This window comes from Vibrio bivalvicida, from assembly GCF_001399455.2.
Lineage (GTDB): Bacteria > Pseudomonadota > Gammaproteobacteria > Enterobacterales > Vibrionaceae > Vibrio > Vibrio bivalvicida.
Window position 1 is genome coordinate 25734 of record NZ_LLEI02000091.1, and the last position, 17502, is coordinate 43235.

Below are 17502 nucleotides of genomic sequence, written 5' to 3' on the forward strand. Positions count from 1 at the left end.
TTAGATTAGGCGCATGGCAATTATACGGCTTTGTAGATAACTTTGTTGCCAGCTAGCTGCTCTTTAACCACTAGATTCTCTTCTAGAAGTTTTTTAAGAGCGCCTGTCGCCCAAGATGCGGCTTTAGCATCTTCTTGACCAGCCGCTAGGCCGATCCCTTTAGGGTTGATACCTTCAGCGTTGCTTACAACGATATCTAGAACTTGTTGCTGCTTTGGAGTAAGCGCAACATCAGTAGTTTTAGCTGCTGCTACAACTTTCTCCGCTGCTGGTTTTACAGCGACTTTCTTCTCAACTGCAGGCTTAGCTTTCTGTGTTGCTTCAACGTTTGCAACTGTCGCTTTAATGCGTTTTTGCAGTTTAAGCTGCACTTTACGCTTATGAGCAAGTCTCATCGAGTATTTCTCCATTTCACTGCATACGGAGCAGTGGTGAAAATTTGAAGCGCGATTTATACCAAAAAATTGTGCGCTTTTACAGAGTATGAGCGGCTTTATGCCACAAAAATACGCGATACAGCGACATGCGACTACAATTTAATCAATAACTCTAGTGATCGAATCTTCAACTACTGATTATATAAACAGATGTATTTGTTGTTGAGAGAAATGCCTGTATGCAAACCGTACACCTAACCAATCAACCCTTTGTTTTTTCTTCTATCACAGTGAAGTGGCTAACTGGCATCTTCACCCTAGGATGTCTTTTTCTACTACTCTACGCACCGGGGTGGCAACAGGCGCTGCTTACCGCTGTAACGGTTGCTGCACTGATAGGTTTTGGATATGTGCTAGTTTTAAAAAGTACCGTCCGATTCACTCTGACAGCGACTCATTTCCAGCAACACCTATTCAAAGGCGGATGGGTTATAAAGTGGACAAACGTGCAAAAGATTGGCATTTGTACCTATGAGCAAGAGGGGTGGCATCAATCTTTACCTTGGATCGGGATAAAACTAAAGCACTACTCGCCTTATTTGACCAGTATCTGCCCACGTGTCGCTACGGAGATATTACTCAGCCAACGAGCTCTTCTATACCTAGGTGCAAAACAACATCAACAAGGGCAAGATTTTGAAGACATCGTACTCGACTCACATGCTTACCTGAATTCAGATGGCAGAGAGTTTAAAGGTTTATTGGCCATGTTGGCGAACAGAATGAGGTATCAGCGAGAGTATTATGATTACGACATTTTTATTTCCACCAATGATTTAGACCGATCACCAGAGGAGTTTGTTGGACTGTTACGTCGATACTTAGCCGCCGCTGAGCCAAACACATAAAAAAGGCCGCATCTGCGACCTTAGTAAAAATTTGCTCATCTTTGTTAATACAAAGGCATTTCATCAGCGACAAAAGGATTTGATGCGCGCTCGCGTCCAAATGTAGATTCAGGGCCGTGGCCAGGTACAAAGCGAACATCATTCCCCAGTGGCCACAACTTACCCTTGATTGAAGCAATCAGGGTATCAAAGTCTCCTTTGGGAAAATCGGTGCGGCCTACCGAGCCGTTAAACAGTACGTCACCCACAAAGGCAAGTTTGGATTCTTCACTGAATAAGACAACGTGACCTGGAGTGTGCCCCGGCGTATGGATAACGTCCATAACTTGATTACCAAAAGTAATTTTATCCCCCTCACTCAGCCACTGGCTTGGTTCAAACGCTTCGGTTAGCGGGAATCCAAACATCTTGCTTTGACCTTCAAGGCCTTGCAACCAAAAATTATCGTCTTTATGAGGGCCAACGATGTCAACACCACCGAGTTCGCGAGACAAAGGTTCCGTCCCCCCAACGTGATCAAGGTGACCATGAGTCAACACAAGATTTACCACCTCAACACCAAGCTCTTTTATCAACATTGCTAGCTGTTTAACATCACCGCCAGGATCGACGACAATACCTTCCATTGTTTCATCACACCAAACGATGGAACAATTCTGCGAAAAAGAAGTGACGGGAACGACTTGGTACTTAAGAGACATAGCTTAACCTTGATATATATCTAAACTGGCAGAACTATGACACTTGAATGCCACTTTGACAACTCTAAGCTAGGCAAGATTACGCCCAGTAGCGAACGGGGCCTGTATCGATGTGAACAAAGTTGCTCTTGGGGTAATAGCCTACGCCACCAAACCGCAAATCTCGCGCCACATCTCGAACTTGCTTTAGGTTCACTCCATCAAGACGAAAGTCAATCGCTTGGCCTAACATATGGTAACTTTTCTTAGCGACACCACTCGACTTACCACGCAGCGCTTCATTTGTAACGGGTGATCGATAACCCGAAATGATTTGTACTTCTGCTTCGACGCCCAGTTCTTGCTGTATTTGGCTGATATGATCAAATAGGCGTTTATCCATGGCATGAATTTCATTGCGCCTAAAGTCACGGCATAGGTGGTTTAACCGACCCAACTCTCTATCAACATAATTGCTGCCATCGAAATAACACGTTTCAAGCGCTTCACGGGTGTGCAAATTGGTTAGTGCTAGCGAGCGAGTCTTATCTGGGTAGGATGCCCATGCCACGCCTGGAGCACAGCTCGCTACGACCAAACCACTTCCGGCTAGTTTAATAAAATCTCGTCGGGATAATGCCACTTTAAAATTCCTTCACAAATCGTTGCTCAAACGTGTCAAACGGCGACACTACCGAACTCTCTTGTGAAGTGCAAATGCATAAAACATGCTCAAAGTCACACTAAGTGAGCATTTTTTTGCTTAACTATTGAACCTATTGGTAAAAATAATTTTAAGTTGCAAAGGTAAAGATACCGTCAACTTTAGCCCTTTGTGTAACGAAATCTGTCTAAACGGTAAATATCTTCCCTGTAGTGGACATTCCCTTCCTCATACCATGCCGTTTGATAAATAATATGGACTGGTATGTGACTTTTTAAAGGAATCGCTTGGTTAGGAACCGGGGGAACTGGTTCGCTCTCCTCACTGTTTGCATCTTCTTCAAGCTCCAAACCTTGAGTTTCTAGCAGTGTTACAGCAAAAAGATCAGCGTTCTCAACTCGAATACATCCTGAACTAAATGCTCGTTGCGTTTCATCGAACAACCCCTTACTTGGGGTATCGTGAAGGTATATGGCTCTGCGATTAGGTGTATTGAATTTATATAAACCTAACGCATTAGCATTACCTGATAACTGAGTCATCCGATAAGGAAATGAACTTGGCCTTAGGTTTTCCCAGTCGATTTCTTCTGGGTTCACAATGTCTTCAGAGCCCCACTTAGGAACAATCTTAATGTTTTGCCTAGTTAAGTAGTCAATATCTTCTTTCACCTTGGGGATAATGTCCTCAACCATAATTTTCCACGGGACATTCCAAGTTGGGTTTAGAATAAGCGAATCTAAGTTGGTGTTCATAACCGGAGTGGGTCTTCCTTTACGACCAACGACCACCTTGGATGCAAAAACTTGCTCTCCGGCCGACCAATACTTCATTTCAAAGCTTGGCACGTTCACTACAATAATTGTTTCACGTTGCACTGGCCAATAACGGATACGTTCGGCGTTAATCGCCAATATAGAGAGACGCTTCTCAATCGACAAATTTAACCACGCTATCGTCGCCGGGCCAATGACGCCATCTTCTGCCAATCCATGTAGCCGCTGGAACTGTTTTATGGCGGTTTCTAGCGTGCTATCAAACCAAGTCACATCTTTTCTTACGTCGAGAATATTGACGTCGACAACTTCAAGTCGTTGTAACAAAACATCTCTGTTATTTAGCTTGTCGCCAATTGTTTTAATACCAACCTGCTCGTAAAGCGGCATATTGAGCTTTTGAAACTTGATTAGGTGTAGGTACGTATCAATCAGATATTGATAGCCTGCCGAGTCAGGAGTATAGCGATCAATTAAATCACCTAATGACTGTTGGGCAATGGCTCTGTGGGTGGCGATAAGTGAACTGTTTGGGGGCAAAGGTAAGGGATACGCTACCTTTCTACCAAAAAACCATTCACTCCCCTTAGTTTTTGCACTCTCGGCGTAACTAAGATAAAGAAGCAGTGTATCTGTCGCCAACACATCGTATTCAAACCAGCGATTGCTTTTGCGATAAAACTGTAAATAGCTCAGTTGACGCGAGAATAAAGTGCTAAGACTTGCGTGGTGAATAACCTCGAGTTGAAATTCGAGTTTACTGCTTTGCTGAAGGTCAAACCAAATCATCTGGGAGCTATTGTTGCGGTAGATTCCCTCAACTACAGCAGGATATTGAAGCAATCGGTGAAGCTGGCTATCTGGTTCAAGCCAACCAATTTGATTAAAATACTGTGTTGCAAAGCTCGTCGATGGAGTAAGGCACAGCACCAACAACCAACAAGTCCACTTTCCCATTGCTCTGCCCCCTACCATGCTTCGAATATAAAGTATGGCAGAGTTCCAGACCAAGAGTGTGACTTGTTTTTGAAACTTTTGTCAGCCTCTCCATTTTTGCTATATTTACTAACTAATTACAGACCAATGGTTATCCCATTGAATGCCTGAACGAATAACTTGCTTATCTCCTGGCTCAAGTTGACTCACCACGCCTCCTGCACCTGAACTGACCTTAAACTCCTTTCCTTGCACCACGACACCAGAAGCGTCGGGAAGTGGTGATAGCTCAACGAGTTTCTGCGAATGTTTAGACCAAATACCATAACAATTACCCCTTGGAGAGGTAGCAAGTATCCAGTTTTCTGTCGCGGCAATGCTCGCAATATAATGATTAAAACGTGCCCACTGTTCTGGTTCCGCTTTAAGGGGTACAAACTCCCCACCAAAAGTATGCATTGCAAGCAGCGACGGATATTCATCAGGCTCTCCCCGATATTGCTGTCCGCACAGCACGGTTTTAGACCCATCATGAGCCAAATGACGAATACTCAGCTTGTGATCCTGCAACCCGACCTGTTCGATAAGGTGGCCATTTGGATCAAGGTAGCTCAAGCTTGGTACCATAGTATTGAGATTAAGCGGTTCTCTTCCGTTGGTATGAACACCACCGACACCAACGGCTAAAGAATCATCGGGCATCACAATCACTTCATGGGGCCCTAGGCCAAAGCCTGTAAATTCGGCGACCTTCTCGTAGCCTGCGGTAACGTCATAGACACCGATAATTCCTCGGCTAGTACCACGCTCTCCTTCCGTCGCGTACAACCATTTACCATCATTAGAAAACGCCCCATGGCCATAATAATGTCGCTTGGTGTCTGCAACACGGAGCTTTATCGTTTCACCCGTCTGGTAATTGAATACTTGAAAGTAGCTGCCGGGACGACGAGCAAAAGCAACCGCGTGTTCAAGATCCGAATTAGAGGCAACACCATGACCTCGCTCAGGTAGTGCGACTTGCCTTATAGGTATGCCGTTTTGGTTCGCAACCACTGCATTAAACCGATTTCGCCCAGAAACCGAACACCCTATCAATACTGGCTTAGCGTCTTGTGTCGACGTCGACGTCGACACACACCCTGCCAACGGGTAAGCCGCTCCCAACAATGCGGCTTTAAGTAATGAACGTCGCGTGTTATCAGTCACCATCTGTTGCGTTAAACCCTATAATCACACCCAATTCAATCGCGACCTCTTCATGGATCAAGTATTTAAGCTGCTCTAGCTTGTTGTACTGTGAGTAAGCCTTCTGATAACCCTTTTTCGTTTGTAGCATATCAAACAAACTTTCGTCAGTCGGCCATGTTTCAATCGTCATGGCAAACTGATTGGAAATGCGGTCAGCGAGGTTGGCTTTACCTTTTTCACGCAATAATGCATCCAACCCTTCTCCATTAGCTAAATAGAGCAAATTCATTGCTTCAACATTGGCTTTCAAGTTTTGCATTGATGTTTCAGAGCGCCAAGACTCTGAAAAATATGGACGTGGTTTACCAAAATTCGCCAGTGGACGGCTCATTTTTTTCATGCTGTACTCGAGCTGATTGGAAAGCAATGCGATGTATTCAGACTCCCACTGCTTTTCATCAAGATCAGCCCACGGGTTTGTTCCCCACGCCTGGGCAATTTTATCTGCATTGATTTCAATATTTTTGCTGATCGCTTGTGCGGTATCACAAGTTACTGCGCTGCCGGATAAATTGGATGCTTTGTCATAAAGTAACCATTCGATAGAGCCCAAACCTTGAACCGTGACACTTTGTTGAGCGATATCTTGCTGAGACCAAGCCAACGGCCTATTGATCAAACGGCTCATCTTGCGCCCAGTGGTGTTCTTTTTATCTGGCCAAAACTGTATGTTCCAGCTTTGGGCCAAAGCCAATTCTGGCCCACGTTCTTGACCCTGCAATGCCATCCAAGTCAGCATGGTTTGGTGCCACTGTTCTTCTACGCTATCCAGATCAGTAGAAGACGCACAGTAAGCCGATATCGACGCAGATAACTTCGAGGATTCATGTCTGAAAGCTTGTGCGGACGCAAACTCCACTTCATAAACACCTTGGCTAAGATGGTTAGTGCTCTGCGGCAATGTTTGGTCTGTCTGTGTTCCTTGACAGCCACTTAGCGCAGTAATAATCGCAGCATTTAACACATAATGTTTCTGTTTCATCATTGAATCCTATAAAGAGTTCAAGAAAGCAATCAGTGCGTCTCTTTCTTTCTGGTTAAACTTCAACACGTCCTGTTTGGACGCTTCAGCTTCTCCACCGTGCCATAATACCGCTTCCATTAAATTGCGCGCTCGTCCATCGTGCAGGAAGTATGTGTGATCATTCACCTCTTGAGTGTAACCGATCCCCCATAGAGGTTGAGTTCGCCACTCTTGCCCATTAGCCAAATACTCTGGACGGTTGTCTGCAAGACCTGGCCCCATATCATGCAACAGCATATCCGTGTATGGATGAATGGTTTGATTGGACAATGCGGGTAGATTCTCGCGAGGCCCCGTTTGTATATTAGTTTTATGGCAGCTATCACAGCCCACTTTCGCAAACAGTTCTTGGCCTAGCTTCACCTCTGGTTTATCTACATTACGACGAATCGGGACTGCTAGGTGCTGAGAGTAAAACTCTACGAATTCTAAAATATTGTCACTCACTTCCGGCGAGCCACCATTTGGTAAATCATCACAAATTGACTGCTTAGACGTACAGTTTTCATTAGGGAACAAGTTGCTCGTTAAGCCAACATCGCCATTAAAAGCCGCTGCATTTTGTTGCATTAGGTTTGGTTGACCAGCTTTCCAGCCAAAACGACCAATCGCAAAGTCTTTGGCGCGCACATCCCAAACAACGTTTACCTTGCCTGAGATACCATCACCATTTTTGTCTTGCTCATCAGCCCAAGCTTTAAGTGTTTCATCTGGGATACTTTCGAGCAAGCCCAGTCCAATCATCGGGGGGGCTACTCGAGCTGACATTTGAGTATCTGGATGCATCTTCCCGTAGCCTAAATTCGTAATCGAAAGGTTTGGTTTGCGCAGCGTGACCACTGTACCATCGGCGAATGTTACTGGTGCATCTGTGTAAGTTATGTCGATTGAGCCTTCTGGTGTTTTATCTTGAAGTGCAAAATCTTGTAGCTGACCACCATAAGTCGGTTCAGGGATCACACCGTCTTTGATGAAGGTTTTCTTTTGCTCAGGCGTCATAGCAGGAATACTTAAGCGCACTAGCATCGAAACGGCATGTATATCACCCTCTTCTGGTGGGTGACCACGCCCGTCCTTAATGTGACAATTCTGACAACCATTAGTATTAAATAATGGCCCTAAACCATCACGGGCATCGGTAGACGCTGGTGCCTGCACCCAAGGGTTTCGAAAGAAACTATTACCCACACTAAAATCTAAGCGTTTGGACATGGGGAGGTTTCCAGCAGGAAGTGAGAATGCGTTAGCGCCATCTTTTTTAACCGAGGTGTCACCACCAGACTTAACATCATAAGCAAATGCTGAAGACGCACTAATTGCGAAAAGGCTTGCAAGGACAGTGTTCATGTACAACTTCATACTAGGACTCTTTAAACAGAAATAACCTGACTTTTTAAATGGGAATAATTCTCAAAAACACAGTAAATAAGAAACGGCAAAAGGGCTCAATTGAGCCCTTTTATTTACTATTTGTTGTGGATTAGAACTCGTGGTCAGCAGTGTCTGGATTCAAGCTGCTGATACCAACGATTTTCGCCGCACGCTCAATTTGAGTAGTTTGAGCAACCAGCGACATGATGGTGTCGTTAACAAGCGCATTGCCTTGAGTGTTACCTGCAGCTATCAACTGGTCAAAGTACTGACCGTTTTTCTCAGCGGATGTGACCAGTTGGCCTACTTGAGCACGTGTTACGTCAAACTGCTTTTGGATCTCTTTTGCAGCTTGCTTATCTTCTTGTGCCACAAGGTCATTGATGCTTGGACCAGACAGAAGCGTACCGTCTTCACGCTTGTATAGCCCCGTATAAACGTTGTAGATCCCTTGCTCGTTGTAGTAGTGGGAGTTGTGCGTATTATCAGAGAAACAGTCGTGCTCATCTTCCGTTGAGTTTGCTTCTAGAGCGACCTTCATGCGCTCACCAGCCAACTCACCCAAAGAAAGAGAACCCATACCGAATAACATTTTACGCAGACCGTTATCCGCAGACTCGTTTAGAAGTTCTTCGCGGTAGTTGCCTTTAACATCAGCAGACCACTGCTTTTCCATCCACTCTAGATCTTGAACTAGAAGTTCTGCAGCAGCTTTTAGAAACTCACCGCGACGATCACAGTTATTATTCGTACACTCTGTGCCAACAACGAAGTCAGTGTAAGCACGTTGACCTGCGCCTGCGTTAGTGCCGTTTAGATCCTGACCCCAAAGTAGGAATTCGATCGCGTGATAACCAGAAGCAACGTTTGCTTCAGAGCCACCGACTTCATTTAGGTCAGCGATTAATTCTGGTGTAATTTTCGAAACATCAAGTTTAGAAGCGCCAATTGCTAACTCGTTGTTTGCAACGATATTAGCGTTTGCGCCTTCATTGCCTAGTTCGTATTGGTAATCTGAAGATACGTAATCAATCAAACCTTCATCAAGAGGCCATGCGTTAAGTTGACCTTCCCAATCGTCTACAATCGCGTTACCAAAACGAAATACTTCAGATTGTTGGTAAGGCACGCGAGAAGCAAGCCATACTTGTTTAACTTCTGCAAACGTCGCTGCGGTTGGATTTGCTAAAAATGCTTCTACTGACTGATCCAAAGCTTTTGCCGTAGTAAGAGAGTCTGCAAACACCGCGTGAGCAACATCTGCATAGTGCTCTACAACTTGTTGTTTAGTTACGTTTGCGGCAAAAGCAGAACCACTAGCGATAAGTAGTGAAGCTGCTACAGATTGAGCTAATAGAGATTTTACATTCATTGAAAAAGCATCCTTGTTGAGCTTAATAATTATTTTACATTCGTAGTGCTAATTATTATCATTTGCACCATTAGTTGCGAATAATACAAACTTACATTTTTTTTGCAAGCAGGAAACAAAAAAGCCTCACAAAAGTGAGGCTTTTATCAACATGGCTTACTTTAAGGGTTACACATCGAGGTTATGCTTACCATGAGACATTTTAGCTTTCAGGTAGCTCTCGTTGCCATCTTTAACATGAGCTAAAGTATTAACAACCTCGTCAATTTCTATCCCGTACTCTTCTAGATCACGTATCTTTTTTGGGTTGTTGGTTACTAATCGGATCTTTTCAACCCCTAAGGCTTTTAGCATTTGAGCGGCTTCTGTGAAATCACGTAGGTCATCTCCAAACCCTAAATGATTATTAGCTTCGTAAGTATTCATACCTTCGCTCTGCAGCTTATAAGCATCAATCTTGTTGTACAGACCAATCCCTCGCCCTTCTTGTCTTAGGTATAAAATAATTCCCCCCGACTCAGCCATGCGATTAATCGTTTCATCAAGTTGTTCACCACAATCACAGCGAGATGAGTGGAACACATCTCCAGTGAGACATTCTGAATGCATGCGAACAAGTGGGATCGCTTGGGTTTTATCTGCTTTTTTGAAGACAACGGCAACATGCTCTTTCTCAGTTTTCAAACCGTGAAAGGAAAGTAATTCAGCATCAATATTGCTCTTTGCACCTACTTTGAAGTCGACTCTGGCTCTTACTTCCGCCATATTTTTACTCACTTGAATCTCTGTCTTTATTATATCTGTCGCTGCATTCATCAAAATGCTCCGCTATGAACTTAACTATGGGGACTAATACTTAGGTTTTCAATGATTAGATCATAAAATGTTATAATATAACACTTCAATTAAGAGGCAATAAAAAACCTCAACAACATAGGTTGTGAGGTTTCACTGTTTGCCAATTTGCCTTATCGCTTTAATCTTGTTGGTTTTTCCAAACAGAAAGTGCAATCCAGCACGCCTCCAGCTCTCTTAATTCTTCATCTGTAAGTAACGACAGCGTTGGTTGCGTTTGCGGAAGTGCATACGACTGCATTGCACTGATGCGTGCATAAAAGTCTTCACGAAGTTGAGATACATTTAAAGCCACTGCTTTTCCCTAAGACTCAAGTATTAAATGAAAAATAATGCGTTGGAAACATTAGTATAATCAATAATATCAGAATACATTTTCGTCGCAAAAACTAGACATATTCCTGGGGTAGAAGTCACACAATTATGACATGATTAATCTTTACTTTTCTAAACGTTAGTAGGTTGTTAAGGTTCTTCTAGAAAAGTTCTACATCATCTTGGCCATTTCTGTACCCTTCTGGACATTTGGCATTAAAAAAGTGAATTTGATTCCTGCCATTATCTTTTGCGTAATATAGTGCGCTATCGGCGTGATCCAATATAGTTGGCAAATATTCTTGAGGTGTTACGCCACAAACCCCACAACTAAAAGTGAGGTTTATAACTTGCGGGAAGCGAAATGAATTAATGTGAAGGCGAAAACCTTCAAGCGTTGCCCGGCACTGCTCCATAGATTGCTGAGGTAACAAAATCACAAACTCTTCCCCTCCAAAACGGAACAACTGCTCATTGCCGGAAAAGTAGTTTCTCATTTGCTGTGCAAACAAGAGCAAGACCTCATCACCAATCATATGACCAAAGCGGTCATTGACACCTTTAAAGTGGTCTAGGTCAACAATGGCAACCCATGCGGTAATCTCGACAGGCCTATCAGGTATGATGCTAAAACAGCGCGACAACCTCTCCTCCAGTGTTCGGCGATTTAGCAAACCGGTGAGCTTGTCTCGTTCGCTGTCATGTAACACGACTAGGTAATTGCGATAGATCTTTGCAAACCCATCAATTAGAAGCTCATAATTGGCTGGTGATTCACCTAGTACGACGATAAGTTCCGCAGAGCTATCGTCAGAAACTGGAATCGGGTGTGTTGATATATATCGCCCATCATCGTCTCTGGAGATAACAGATTGTTCATTCAGGTGGCTTCTCGTTCCATTATTAACTGACGTTGAGTCATATACCCAATCAAACTCTCTTTGGGCGGCACCTATGCAAGTGATTTTTGCTACCGTCCGAGCCGTATTATTAATGAAATAGGTAAGTTCTATTGACTCAGCTGGGATCATTTCCGCCAGAGTGGCGACAAGACAATGACCAAGTGAAACTGAGTTTCTCTGTTCGGTAATTTCTATTACGGAGCGGATTATCTTGTCTTCCATGACTCATTCCATGCCTTTACATTTGTTAAGTAAGTATAGACAGGTGCAATAAATATGACATTAGCTGCATAAAAATAGAGCAGCTAATGCTGCTCTATTTTATTTTCTAAACCCTAGTTTAACCGTTCCTTGAGTATCAAACCAAAGCGCTTCTTTGCGACGTCTACCAATTAGAATAGGCCCATCGTCATAGAATAAGAAATTCTTCCAATGCTTTTTAAATACCGACCACTTGGTTTCAATCACATTGTATTTCTCATAACAAAAATAAACCGTCACATCGTCTTGCCAATCAATAAACTCTTCAAGCTCTTGTGGCATGGATTCTTCATCGGCTTCCCAAGCAGCCATCCAATCAATAGTTTGTTGCCAATTTGACTCTTTCATTGGCCAATCACTAGGGCTTAGACGCTCTGCATCAGGGCTTTGAGCACTGATATTCTCTTTCCAAAATTGAGACGCGCGCGCCTGACTCATAGGTTTGATCGCGACCAAATCCTCTTCAGGTACTGGCATAGATTGGTGGGTAAAAATCCATTTTCTTTGGTATTCATCCAAAGTAAGGTATGACATCAGTTTTCCTCTTAAAGCCTTACGCTTTTAGCCAACCATTTTTCGTGGCATCGTCAATAATCTGTTGTGCTTTTGTCCAAAGAGCTTTCGAACCAAATTCAATCTTTTGGTTAACAGTTAAGGCTTGATGGCGTGTAACACCATGCTCCTGCCAACTTTGGCCTTGATTGTGGTAGTTCAGTAGCATAGGAATGATTCTATCCAGTGCTTTAGCAAATTTAGCATCTGCGGATTGAGCAGATTCAAACTCTAACCAAAGCTCTAGCAGCGGTTGTCCTTGATCCTGTGGCAACATGTCAAACAGGCGCTGAGCGGCTTCTAGCTCTTTTTGCTCTTGCTTAGCAGAAGCGGCGATATCATAAACAAAGGTATCGCCCGCATCAATTTCGACGATATCATGAAGCAATAGCATCTTAACCACGCGCGAAATATCAACCTGTTCGTTGGCATGCTCTTCCATTAAAATAGCCATCAATGCGACATGCCAGCTATGTTCGGCACTATTTTCTAAACGACCATCGGCACTTTTTACCCGAGTGCGCCTTAAAACGGACTTGAGTTGATCAAGTTCCATAAGTAAACCGAGTTGTTTCTCTAGTCGTTCCACTACTATTAACCTTTCCAGTTAGGGTTGATAAGTGAAGTTAGGTTATGATCTTCCCATTGACCATTGATCAACAGATAGTCTTTAGCGAAGCCTTCTTTAATAAACCCAGTGCGTTCTAAAACCGCTTCACTACGATAATTACGTGGCATGTAACTCGCCATCACGCGATGAATATTCTGCACTTTAAACATGTAGTTTACAGCGAGCTTCAGTGCTCGCGTCATTATTCCGCGACCTTGCGCACTAACGGCTAGCGAATACCCAACGCTACAAGCATGAAATGGAAAGCGAGAAATATTACTAAATGATACTGTGCCGAGCATCTCGTTGGTTTTTCTGTCGATAATCAACAAGTAATAGCCAAGTCCTATTCTATGCAGCTCATTTAACTTAATCAGCTTTTGTGTCCAGCCTGATAGTGTGAAAAAGCCATCTTCTCGCTTTGGTTCCCATTCTTTTAAATGGGTGCGATTAGCAATGAAATATTCAGAGATTAGATAACCATCTGTCGGCTCGGCAGTGCGAACTATAATGTCTTCGTCTACCTCATAAACAGAGGTAGGGGTGCTGATTCTTTCCATTTAATTTTTTCTAATACCGTATTCACGCAATTTGTTGGCCACTGACGTATGAGAGACGTTCAGGCGCTTAGCTAATTTACGACTCGAGGGAAATGATTGATAAAGTCGCTCAAGTATCTGAGATTCATACTCTTTCATTATCTCATCCAACGAGCCATCTATGTTCAATGAAGGTGTATTTGACGTTGTTGTTTCTAACTGCGGCAAGTGAAATAGTTCAGCGGTCAGCATGTCAGATTCCAGCTCAGTTAAAGCTCGCAATACCATGTTCTCTAGTTGACGCATATTGCCGGGCCATTGATAACTAACAAGCTGATCAACCAAAAACTCGTCAATAGACGGCTTAGAAATACCAAGCTGTTTAACGTACTTCGCCACAAATAACTCTAGTAACGGCGCAATATCATTCGAGCGCTCTCGTAACGGTGGAATAAGTAGAGTCAGTACATTCAAACGATAGAATAGGTCTTCGCGGAATGACCCCGACTCAGCGAGATCTGCCAACTGGTGACGCGTAGAGGCAATCACTCTTACATCCACATGAATTTCGTCTTCTTCCCCAACGCGGCGGAAAGTACCATCTTGGAGTAAGCGCAGCAGTTTAATTTGCAAATGCGGACTCATTTCACCAATTTCATCAAGGAAAACGGTGCCACCATTTGCCTGTTCAAATATCCCTTTATGGCCTTGTTCATGGTTAAACGAACCCGGTGCATGGCCAAACAACTCGGTTTCAGCAACACCATCTGGCATTGACGCACAGCTCAATACTAGAAAAGGGTTTGCTGCGCGATGGGAGCGATTATGACAAGCTCGCGCTAACATTTCTTTACCTGTTCCCGTTTCGCCTTGAATCAGAAGCGGCTGATCGAGCATAGAGAGTTTCTTCGCTTGGCTGATGAGCGCTTTATGACGATTAGAAACACCAACAAAATGTTCAAAGCCAAGGTTGTTGTGCAAAGGCAACGAGTCATCAAACAGTGGCTTTTCCTGTGCAGAGCGAATGATCATTACGGCACTTGCTAGCACCGATTCATTTGACTCATCCGAGATATAGACAGGCATTATTTCCATCATGTAGTCGAGGCCGCTAATCACGATCTCTTCTCGTTGACGAGCAATCTTACCTTCAACCCACTTAGTAAAACTGAAACTTGGGAGTAGCGTAGAGATTTGGTGTCCGAACATTTCGCTCTCTTCACAACCAAATAGCGACAACGCTGCATGGTTAGCCATGTCTACATGACCTTTTAAATCAATCGCCAATACGGGTTCAGGTAGATTGTTGAGAAGAGAAATAAGTTCGTTGTTATGACGTTCAATTGGCATGAACTGAATCTTGCGAACGTCTTTCACACCTGAGATACGACGAATCTCCGCCATCAGTTCACTAAAAGTATCGAAGTCGATATCAGGGCAGTTTAAGTAGATAATCCCGGAAACATCGATTTCAATACCTCGGAGATCGAGGTTTTTGGAAGCAAGAATATCGAGTAATTCACGAGTCAGACCAAGTCTGTCTTCACAGAAAACTTCAAGACGCACGGATAAGTCCCTACATAAGGTGTCACGAAAAGTTGACAGTAGTTTCCCTTAAGCCTAGATCCTCGTCAAGCAAACAGATATTACCTGCTTCACATTCGCACTATTTGATTGTTAAAGCGGCGACTTTTTCAACAATTTGTTTGCGAATAGCACTTAATTTAACTTGCCTATCCTTGTGCCAAGGGATTGGTCGTAACAATGCCATCGCCTTTAGGCCTAGCCTTGCTGTTAAAATACCAACACCTAACCCTTGCCCAGCACGAGCCGAAACTTTACCTGCTAAGTCCATAGACATGAGATCCATACTCGCGTCCACTGCAACTTCACTTGCGCCTGCTGCTGCCATATTAATCAATGTGGCTTTAAACAACTTAAGTCTCGACCAGTAACCTAACTCAACACCATAAACATCGGCTAGGTTGTCGATCATCTTAAAGTTGCGCCACGCGACCAACATCATGTCAGCAATGGCTAATGGGCTTATAGCCACCAGAGCGGCGGACTCTGTTGCATGTTTGGAGACCACCCTAGTTGCCACTTTATCTTGCTCTGCCACGACCATAGCATCGTACATATCCAGCACTTCAGCATCGCTATGTGACGCGTTTACGCTATTCGCCCAACGATCATAACTTGGTGACTCTCGTTGAATACCCGACTGTTTGGCGACCGATTCGCAAAATGCTTTGCCTTGTCCAACACTTTCTGACTGAATAAGGGCTTCACTTTGCTCTTGAACACTAAAGTGGTTACGAAGTCTACGCAGCTTAAACAGCTCCTTGCCTATCGCTCCAACACCTAAAAGTGAAAGCGTGGCAATAAACCCTGACCAACCCAATGCGAGCCAGTCTGCTGTTTGTACCGCGGTCACCACACTATCGATTGCTTGCCAACCGACCAGACCAGCAAATGTACCTACAAGACCAGTCGCCAGCCATTTGGAGCTGGATTTAGGTCGAATCACCTGTTCTAACTCGGCTTCAACACTGATGTCTTCACTCTTGTGGTCGACTTCAACAGGAACGAACTGCTCCTGTTGCTCAAACTGCATTTGAGCGGTCAGTTCTGGATGAGATTGAGATTCATCTTGTTCACTTTGGAAAGCGTCGCTAAAAACGTGCTTTTGCTTAAGCTGCGATTTGTCACTGTTTGTCATTTAAGCTTATCTCCAATCAGATATTCAAGCGCTTTATCCATTCTAATATGAGGTAATGGCTCATCCGGTGCCCCTTGCTGTGGCCTAAAACCTGTAAACTCAAATCCTTGGTTAGCCCAGTAATTTTGCGTGGGCAACTTTTTAGGCACTTCACCCGGAAAAACGGTCATTGCTTGTTCATCTATGGTTACGCCTTGAATCGCGGGGTAAGACTGATCACCTTTGCTAATGAAGCCCGCCTGTGTCGCCTGTATTGATGCTATAGTCATGCAATTCATTTCGATGTTTTCATAAGATGCGGTTTGCCAAGCAGGGTGAACCATCTGTTGCAATAAAGACACCAAATTGGGGTGTTGCTCCGGAGTGACATGATCAGCCTTTGTTGCAGCAAACAAGATCTTATCGATTCTTGGTGCAAACAGTCTCTTCAATATGTTACTACGGCCATAACGGAAGCTATGCATGATCTGTTCAAGAGCATTACGCATATCGTGAAAAGACTCGTAACCCGCATTGAGCGGCTGCAAGCAATCCACCAGAACAATTTGACGATCAAAAGTCGAAAAATGATGCTTATAAAACGCTTTCACCACTTTTTGTTGGTACTCCTGATAACGCGCTTTAAGCATGGCTAAGTTGGAACCTTTCACTACCTTAGTCTGCTCATCAAACTGGCAAGGGAAGAACTGAAGTACAGGCGCGCCTTCTAGATCCCCCGGAAGCACGAATCTACCCGGCTGTACCCAATGCAAGCCAAGATCTTTGCAACCGTGTAGAAACTGAGTATATAGGTTAGATATTTCTACTAATGCGTTTTCATCCAACTCATCCATCAAATCAAAGCCATCGAGTTTTTCAAGCCACTTCTGCGCTAGCTGCTTACGCTCGCCCTTTAATGCATCAAACTGACTTTGAGACCATTGCTGAAAATCCATATCAAGTAGTGGTAAATCAAGTAACCACTCCCCTGGATAATCAATGATATCGATATGCAAAGTCGATGTACTACCAAACACTCTTTTGGTCTTTTTCTGCGGACGATACTTTATAGCAAGTCGAATTTCGCTCACGTCTCGAGTCGGCTCTGGCCAAATCGGAGGAGTGGCGTGAACGTGCTGCATAGCGTGATCGTAAGCGAAACGAGGAACAAGCATATTAGTCTGAGGTTCACGCTTCGCTCCAACAAGTCGCTTGTCACGAGCAGCATTAAACAATGGTAGATTCTCATGAGTTGAAGTATGTAGAAGTTGATTAACTAGCGAACTAATAAATGCGGTTTTACCTGCTCTAGACAGACCTGTTACCGCAATACGAACATGGGAGTCCATCGTGCGGCTAAGTAAATCATTCACTTCTTGGGTAATTTGCTTCATTTACACTCTCTTAT

General features: G+C 43.9%; 18 protein-coding genes. 1 reads left to right on the plus strand and 17 read right to left on the minus strand.

Going from position 1 to position 17502, the window contains the following annotated elements; translation table 11 throughout:
* Nucleotides 1–20: 20 nt before the first annotated feature.
* Nucleotides 21–395 carry a hypothetical protein gene (locus APB76_RS21755; protein WP_049845094.1) on the minus strand — a complete coding sequence of 125 codons (375 nt, stop codon included), beginning with the start codon at nt 393–395 and terminating at the stop codon, nt 21–23.
* Nucleotides 396–616: 221 nt separating this feature from the next.
* On the opposite strand from APB76_RS21755, the gene APB76_RS21760 reads away from it, so the two are divergent.
* Nucleotides 617–1285, plus strand: coding sequence for a DUF2982 domain-containing protein (locus APB76_RS21760; RefSeq protein ID WP_054962528.1), 669 nt, complete (start codon nt 617–619; stop codon nt 1283–1285).
* A gap of 44 nt (nt 1286–1329) precedes the next feature.
* Here APB76_RS21760 and APB76_RS21765 read toward each other — a convergent pair whose 3' ends face one another.
* The 16 genes from APB76_RS21765 to APB76_RS21835 all read right to left on the minus strand — a co-directional run bounded on the left by APB76_RS21765 (nt 1330) and on the right by APB76_RS21835 (nt 17488).
* Nucleotides 1330–1986 carry an MBL fold metallo-hydrolase gene (locus APB76_RS21765; RefSeq protein ID WP_049845092.1) on the minus strand — a complete coding sequence of 219 codons (657 nt, stop codon included), beginning with the start codon at nt 1984–1986 and terminating at the stop codon, nt 1330–1332.
* Nucleotides 1987–2065: 79 nt separating this feature from the next.
* The gene (locus tag APB76_RS21770) at nt 2066–2608 is read right to left on the minus strand and encodes a DUF882 domain-containing protein (protein ID WP_049845091.1); all 543 of its coding nucleotides are present in this window, start codon (nt 2606–2608) and stop codon (nt 2066–2068) included.
* 182 nt (nt 2609–2790) lie between these two features.
* The gene (locus tag APB76_RS21775; protein ID WP_049845090.1) at nt 2791–4362 is read right to left on the minus strand and encodes a L,D-transpeptidase family protein; all 1572 of its coding nucleotides are present in this window, start codon (nt 4360–4362) and stop codon (nt 2791–2793) included.
* Nucleotides 4363–4470: 108 nt separating this feature from the next.
* On the minus strand, nt 4471–5553 hold the full coding sequence (locus tag APB76_RS21780; RefSeq protein WP_054962529.1) for a DUF1513 domain-containing protein: 1083 nt from the start codon (nt 5551–5553) through the stop codon (nt 4471–4473).
* Nucleotides 5543–6574, minus strand: a complete 1032-nt coding sequence (locus APB76_RS21785) for an imelysin family protein (protein WP_054962530.1) — start codon at nt 6572–6574, stop codon at nt 5543–5545. The genes APB76_RS21780 and APB76_RS21785 overlap by 11 nt, the downstream gene beginning before the upstream one ends.
* Before the next feature lie 9 nt (nt 6575–6583).
* Nucleotides 6584–7975: a di-heme oxidoreductase family protein gene (locus tag APB76_RS21790; RefSeq protein ID WP_054962531.1), complete on the minus strand. Its 1392-nt coding sequence runs from the start codon at nt 7973–7975 to the stop codon at nt 6584–6586.
* A gap of 121 nt (nt 7976–8096) precedes the next feature.
* A complete protein-coding gene (locus tag APB76_RS21795) occupies nt 8097–9359 on the minus strand; it encodes an imelysin family protein (protein WP_054962532.1) in 1263 nt (420 codons plus the stop codon).
* A gap of 168 nt (nt 9360–9527) precedes the next feature.
* Entirely contained in the window at nt 9528–10175 is a 648-nt protein-coding gene (locus APB76_RS21800; protein ID WP_157633234.1) for a GTP cyclohydrolase II, read from the minus strand.
* Between the two features lie 160 nt (nt 10176–10335).
* Nucleotides 10336–10509: a hypothetical protein gene (locus APB76_RS23200; RefSeq protein ID WP_054962533.1), complete on the minus strand. Its 174-nt coding sequence runs from the start codon at nt 10507–10509 to the stop codon at nt 10336–10338.
* 181 nt (nt 10510–10690) lie between these two features.
* Nucleotides 10691–11653 carry a GGDEF domain-containing protein gene (locus tag APB76_RS21805; RefSeq protein WP_054962534.1) on the minus strand — a complete coding sequence of 321 codons (963 nt, stop codon included), beginning with the start codon at nt 11651–11653 and terminating at the stop codon, nt 10691–10693.
* A 99-nt stretch (nt 11654–11752) separates the two neighbouring features.
* Nucleotides 11753–12226 carry a DUF2947 domain-containing protein gene (locus APB76_RS21810; RefSeq protein WP_054962535.1) on the minus strand — a complete coding sequence of 158 codons (474 nt, stop codon included), beginning with the start codon at nt 12224–12226 and terminating at the stop codon, nt 11753–11755.
* 19 nt (nt 12227–12245) lie between these two features.
* On the minus strand, nt 12246–12833 hold the full coding sequence (locus APB76_RS21815) for an HD domain-containing protein (protein WP_049845082.1): 588 nt from the start codon (nt 12831–12833) through the stop codon (nt 12246–12248).
* Nucleotides 12834–12838: 5 nt separating this feature from the next.
* Nucleotides 12839–13414 carry a ribosomal protein S5-alanine N-acetyltransferase gene (gene rimJ / locus APB76_RS21820; RefSeq protein WP_054962536.1) on the minus strand — a complete coding sequence of 192 codons (576 nt, stop codon included), beginning with the start codon at nt 13412–13414 and terminating at the stop codon, nt 12839–12841.
* Entirely contained in the window at nt 13415–14959 is a 1545-nt protein-coding gene (gene tyrR, locus APB76_RS21825) for a transcriptional regulator TyrR (RefSeq protein ID WP_054962537.1), read from the minus strand.
* A 100-nt stretch (nt 14960–15059) separates the two neighbouring features.
* Nucleotides 15060–16115: a YcjF family protein gene (locus APB76_RS21830; protein WP_054962538.1), complete on the minus strand. Its 1056-nt coding sequence runs from the start codon at nt 16113–16115 to the stop codon at nt 15060–15062.
* Entirely contained in the window at nt 16112–17488 is a 1377-nt protein-coding gene (locus tag APB76_RS21835; RefSeq protein WP_049845078.1) for a YcjX family GTP-binding protein, read from the minus strand. The genes APB76_RS21830 and APB76_RS21835 overlap by 4 nt, the downstream gene beginning before the upstream one ends.
* Between the last annotated feature and the right edge of the window lie 14 nt (nt 17489–17502).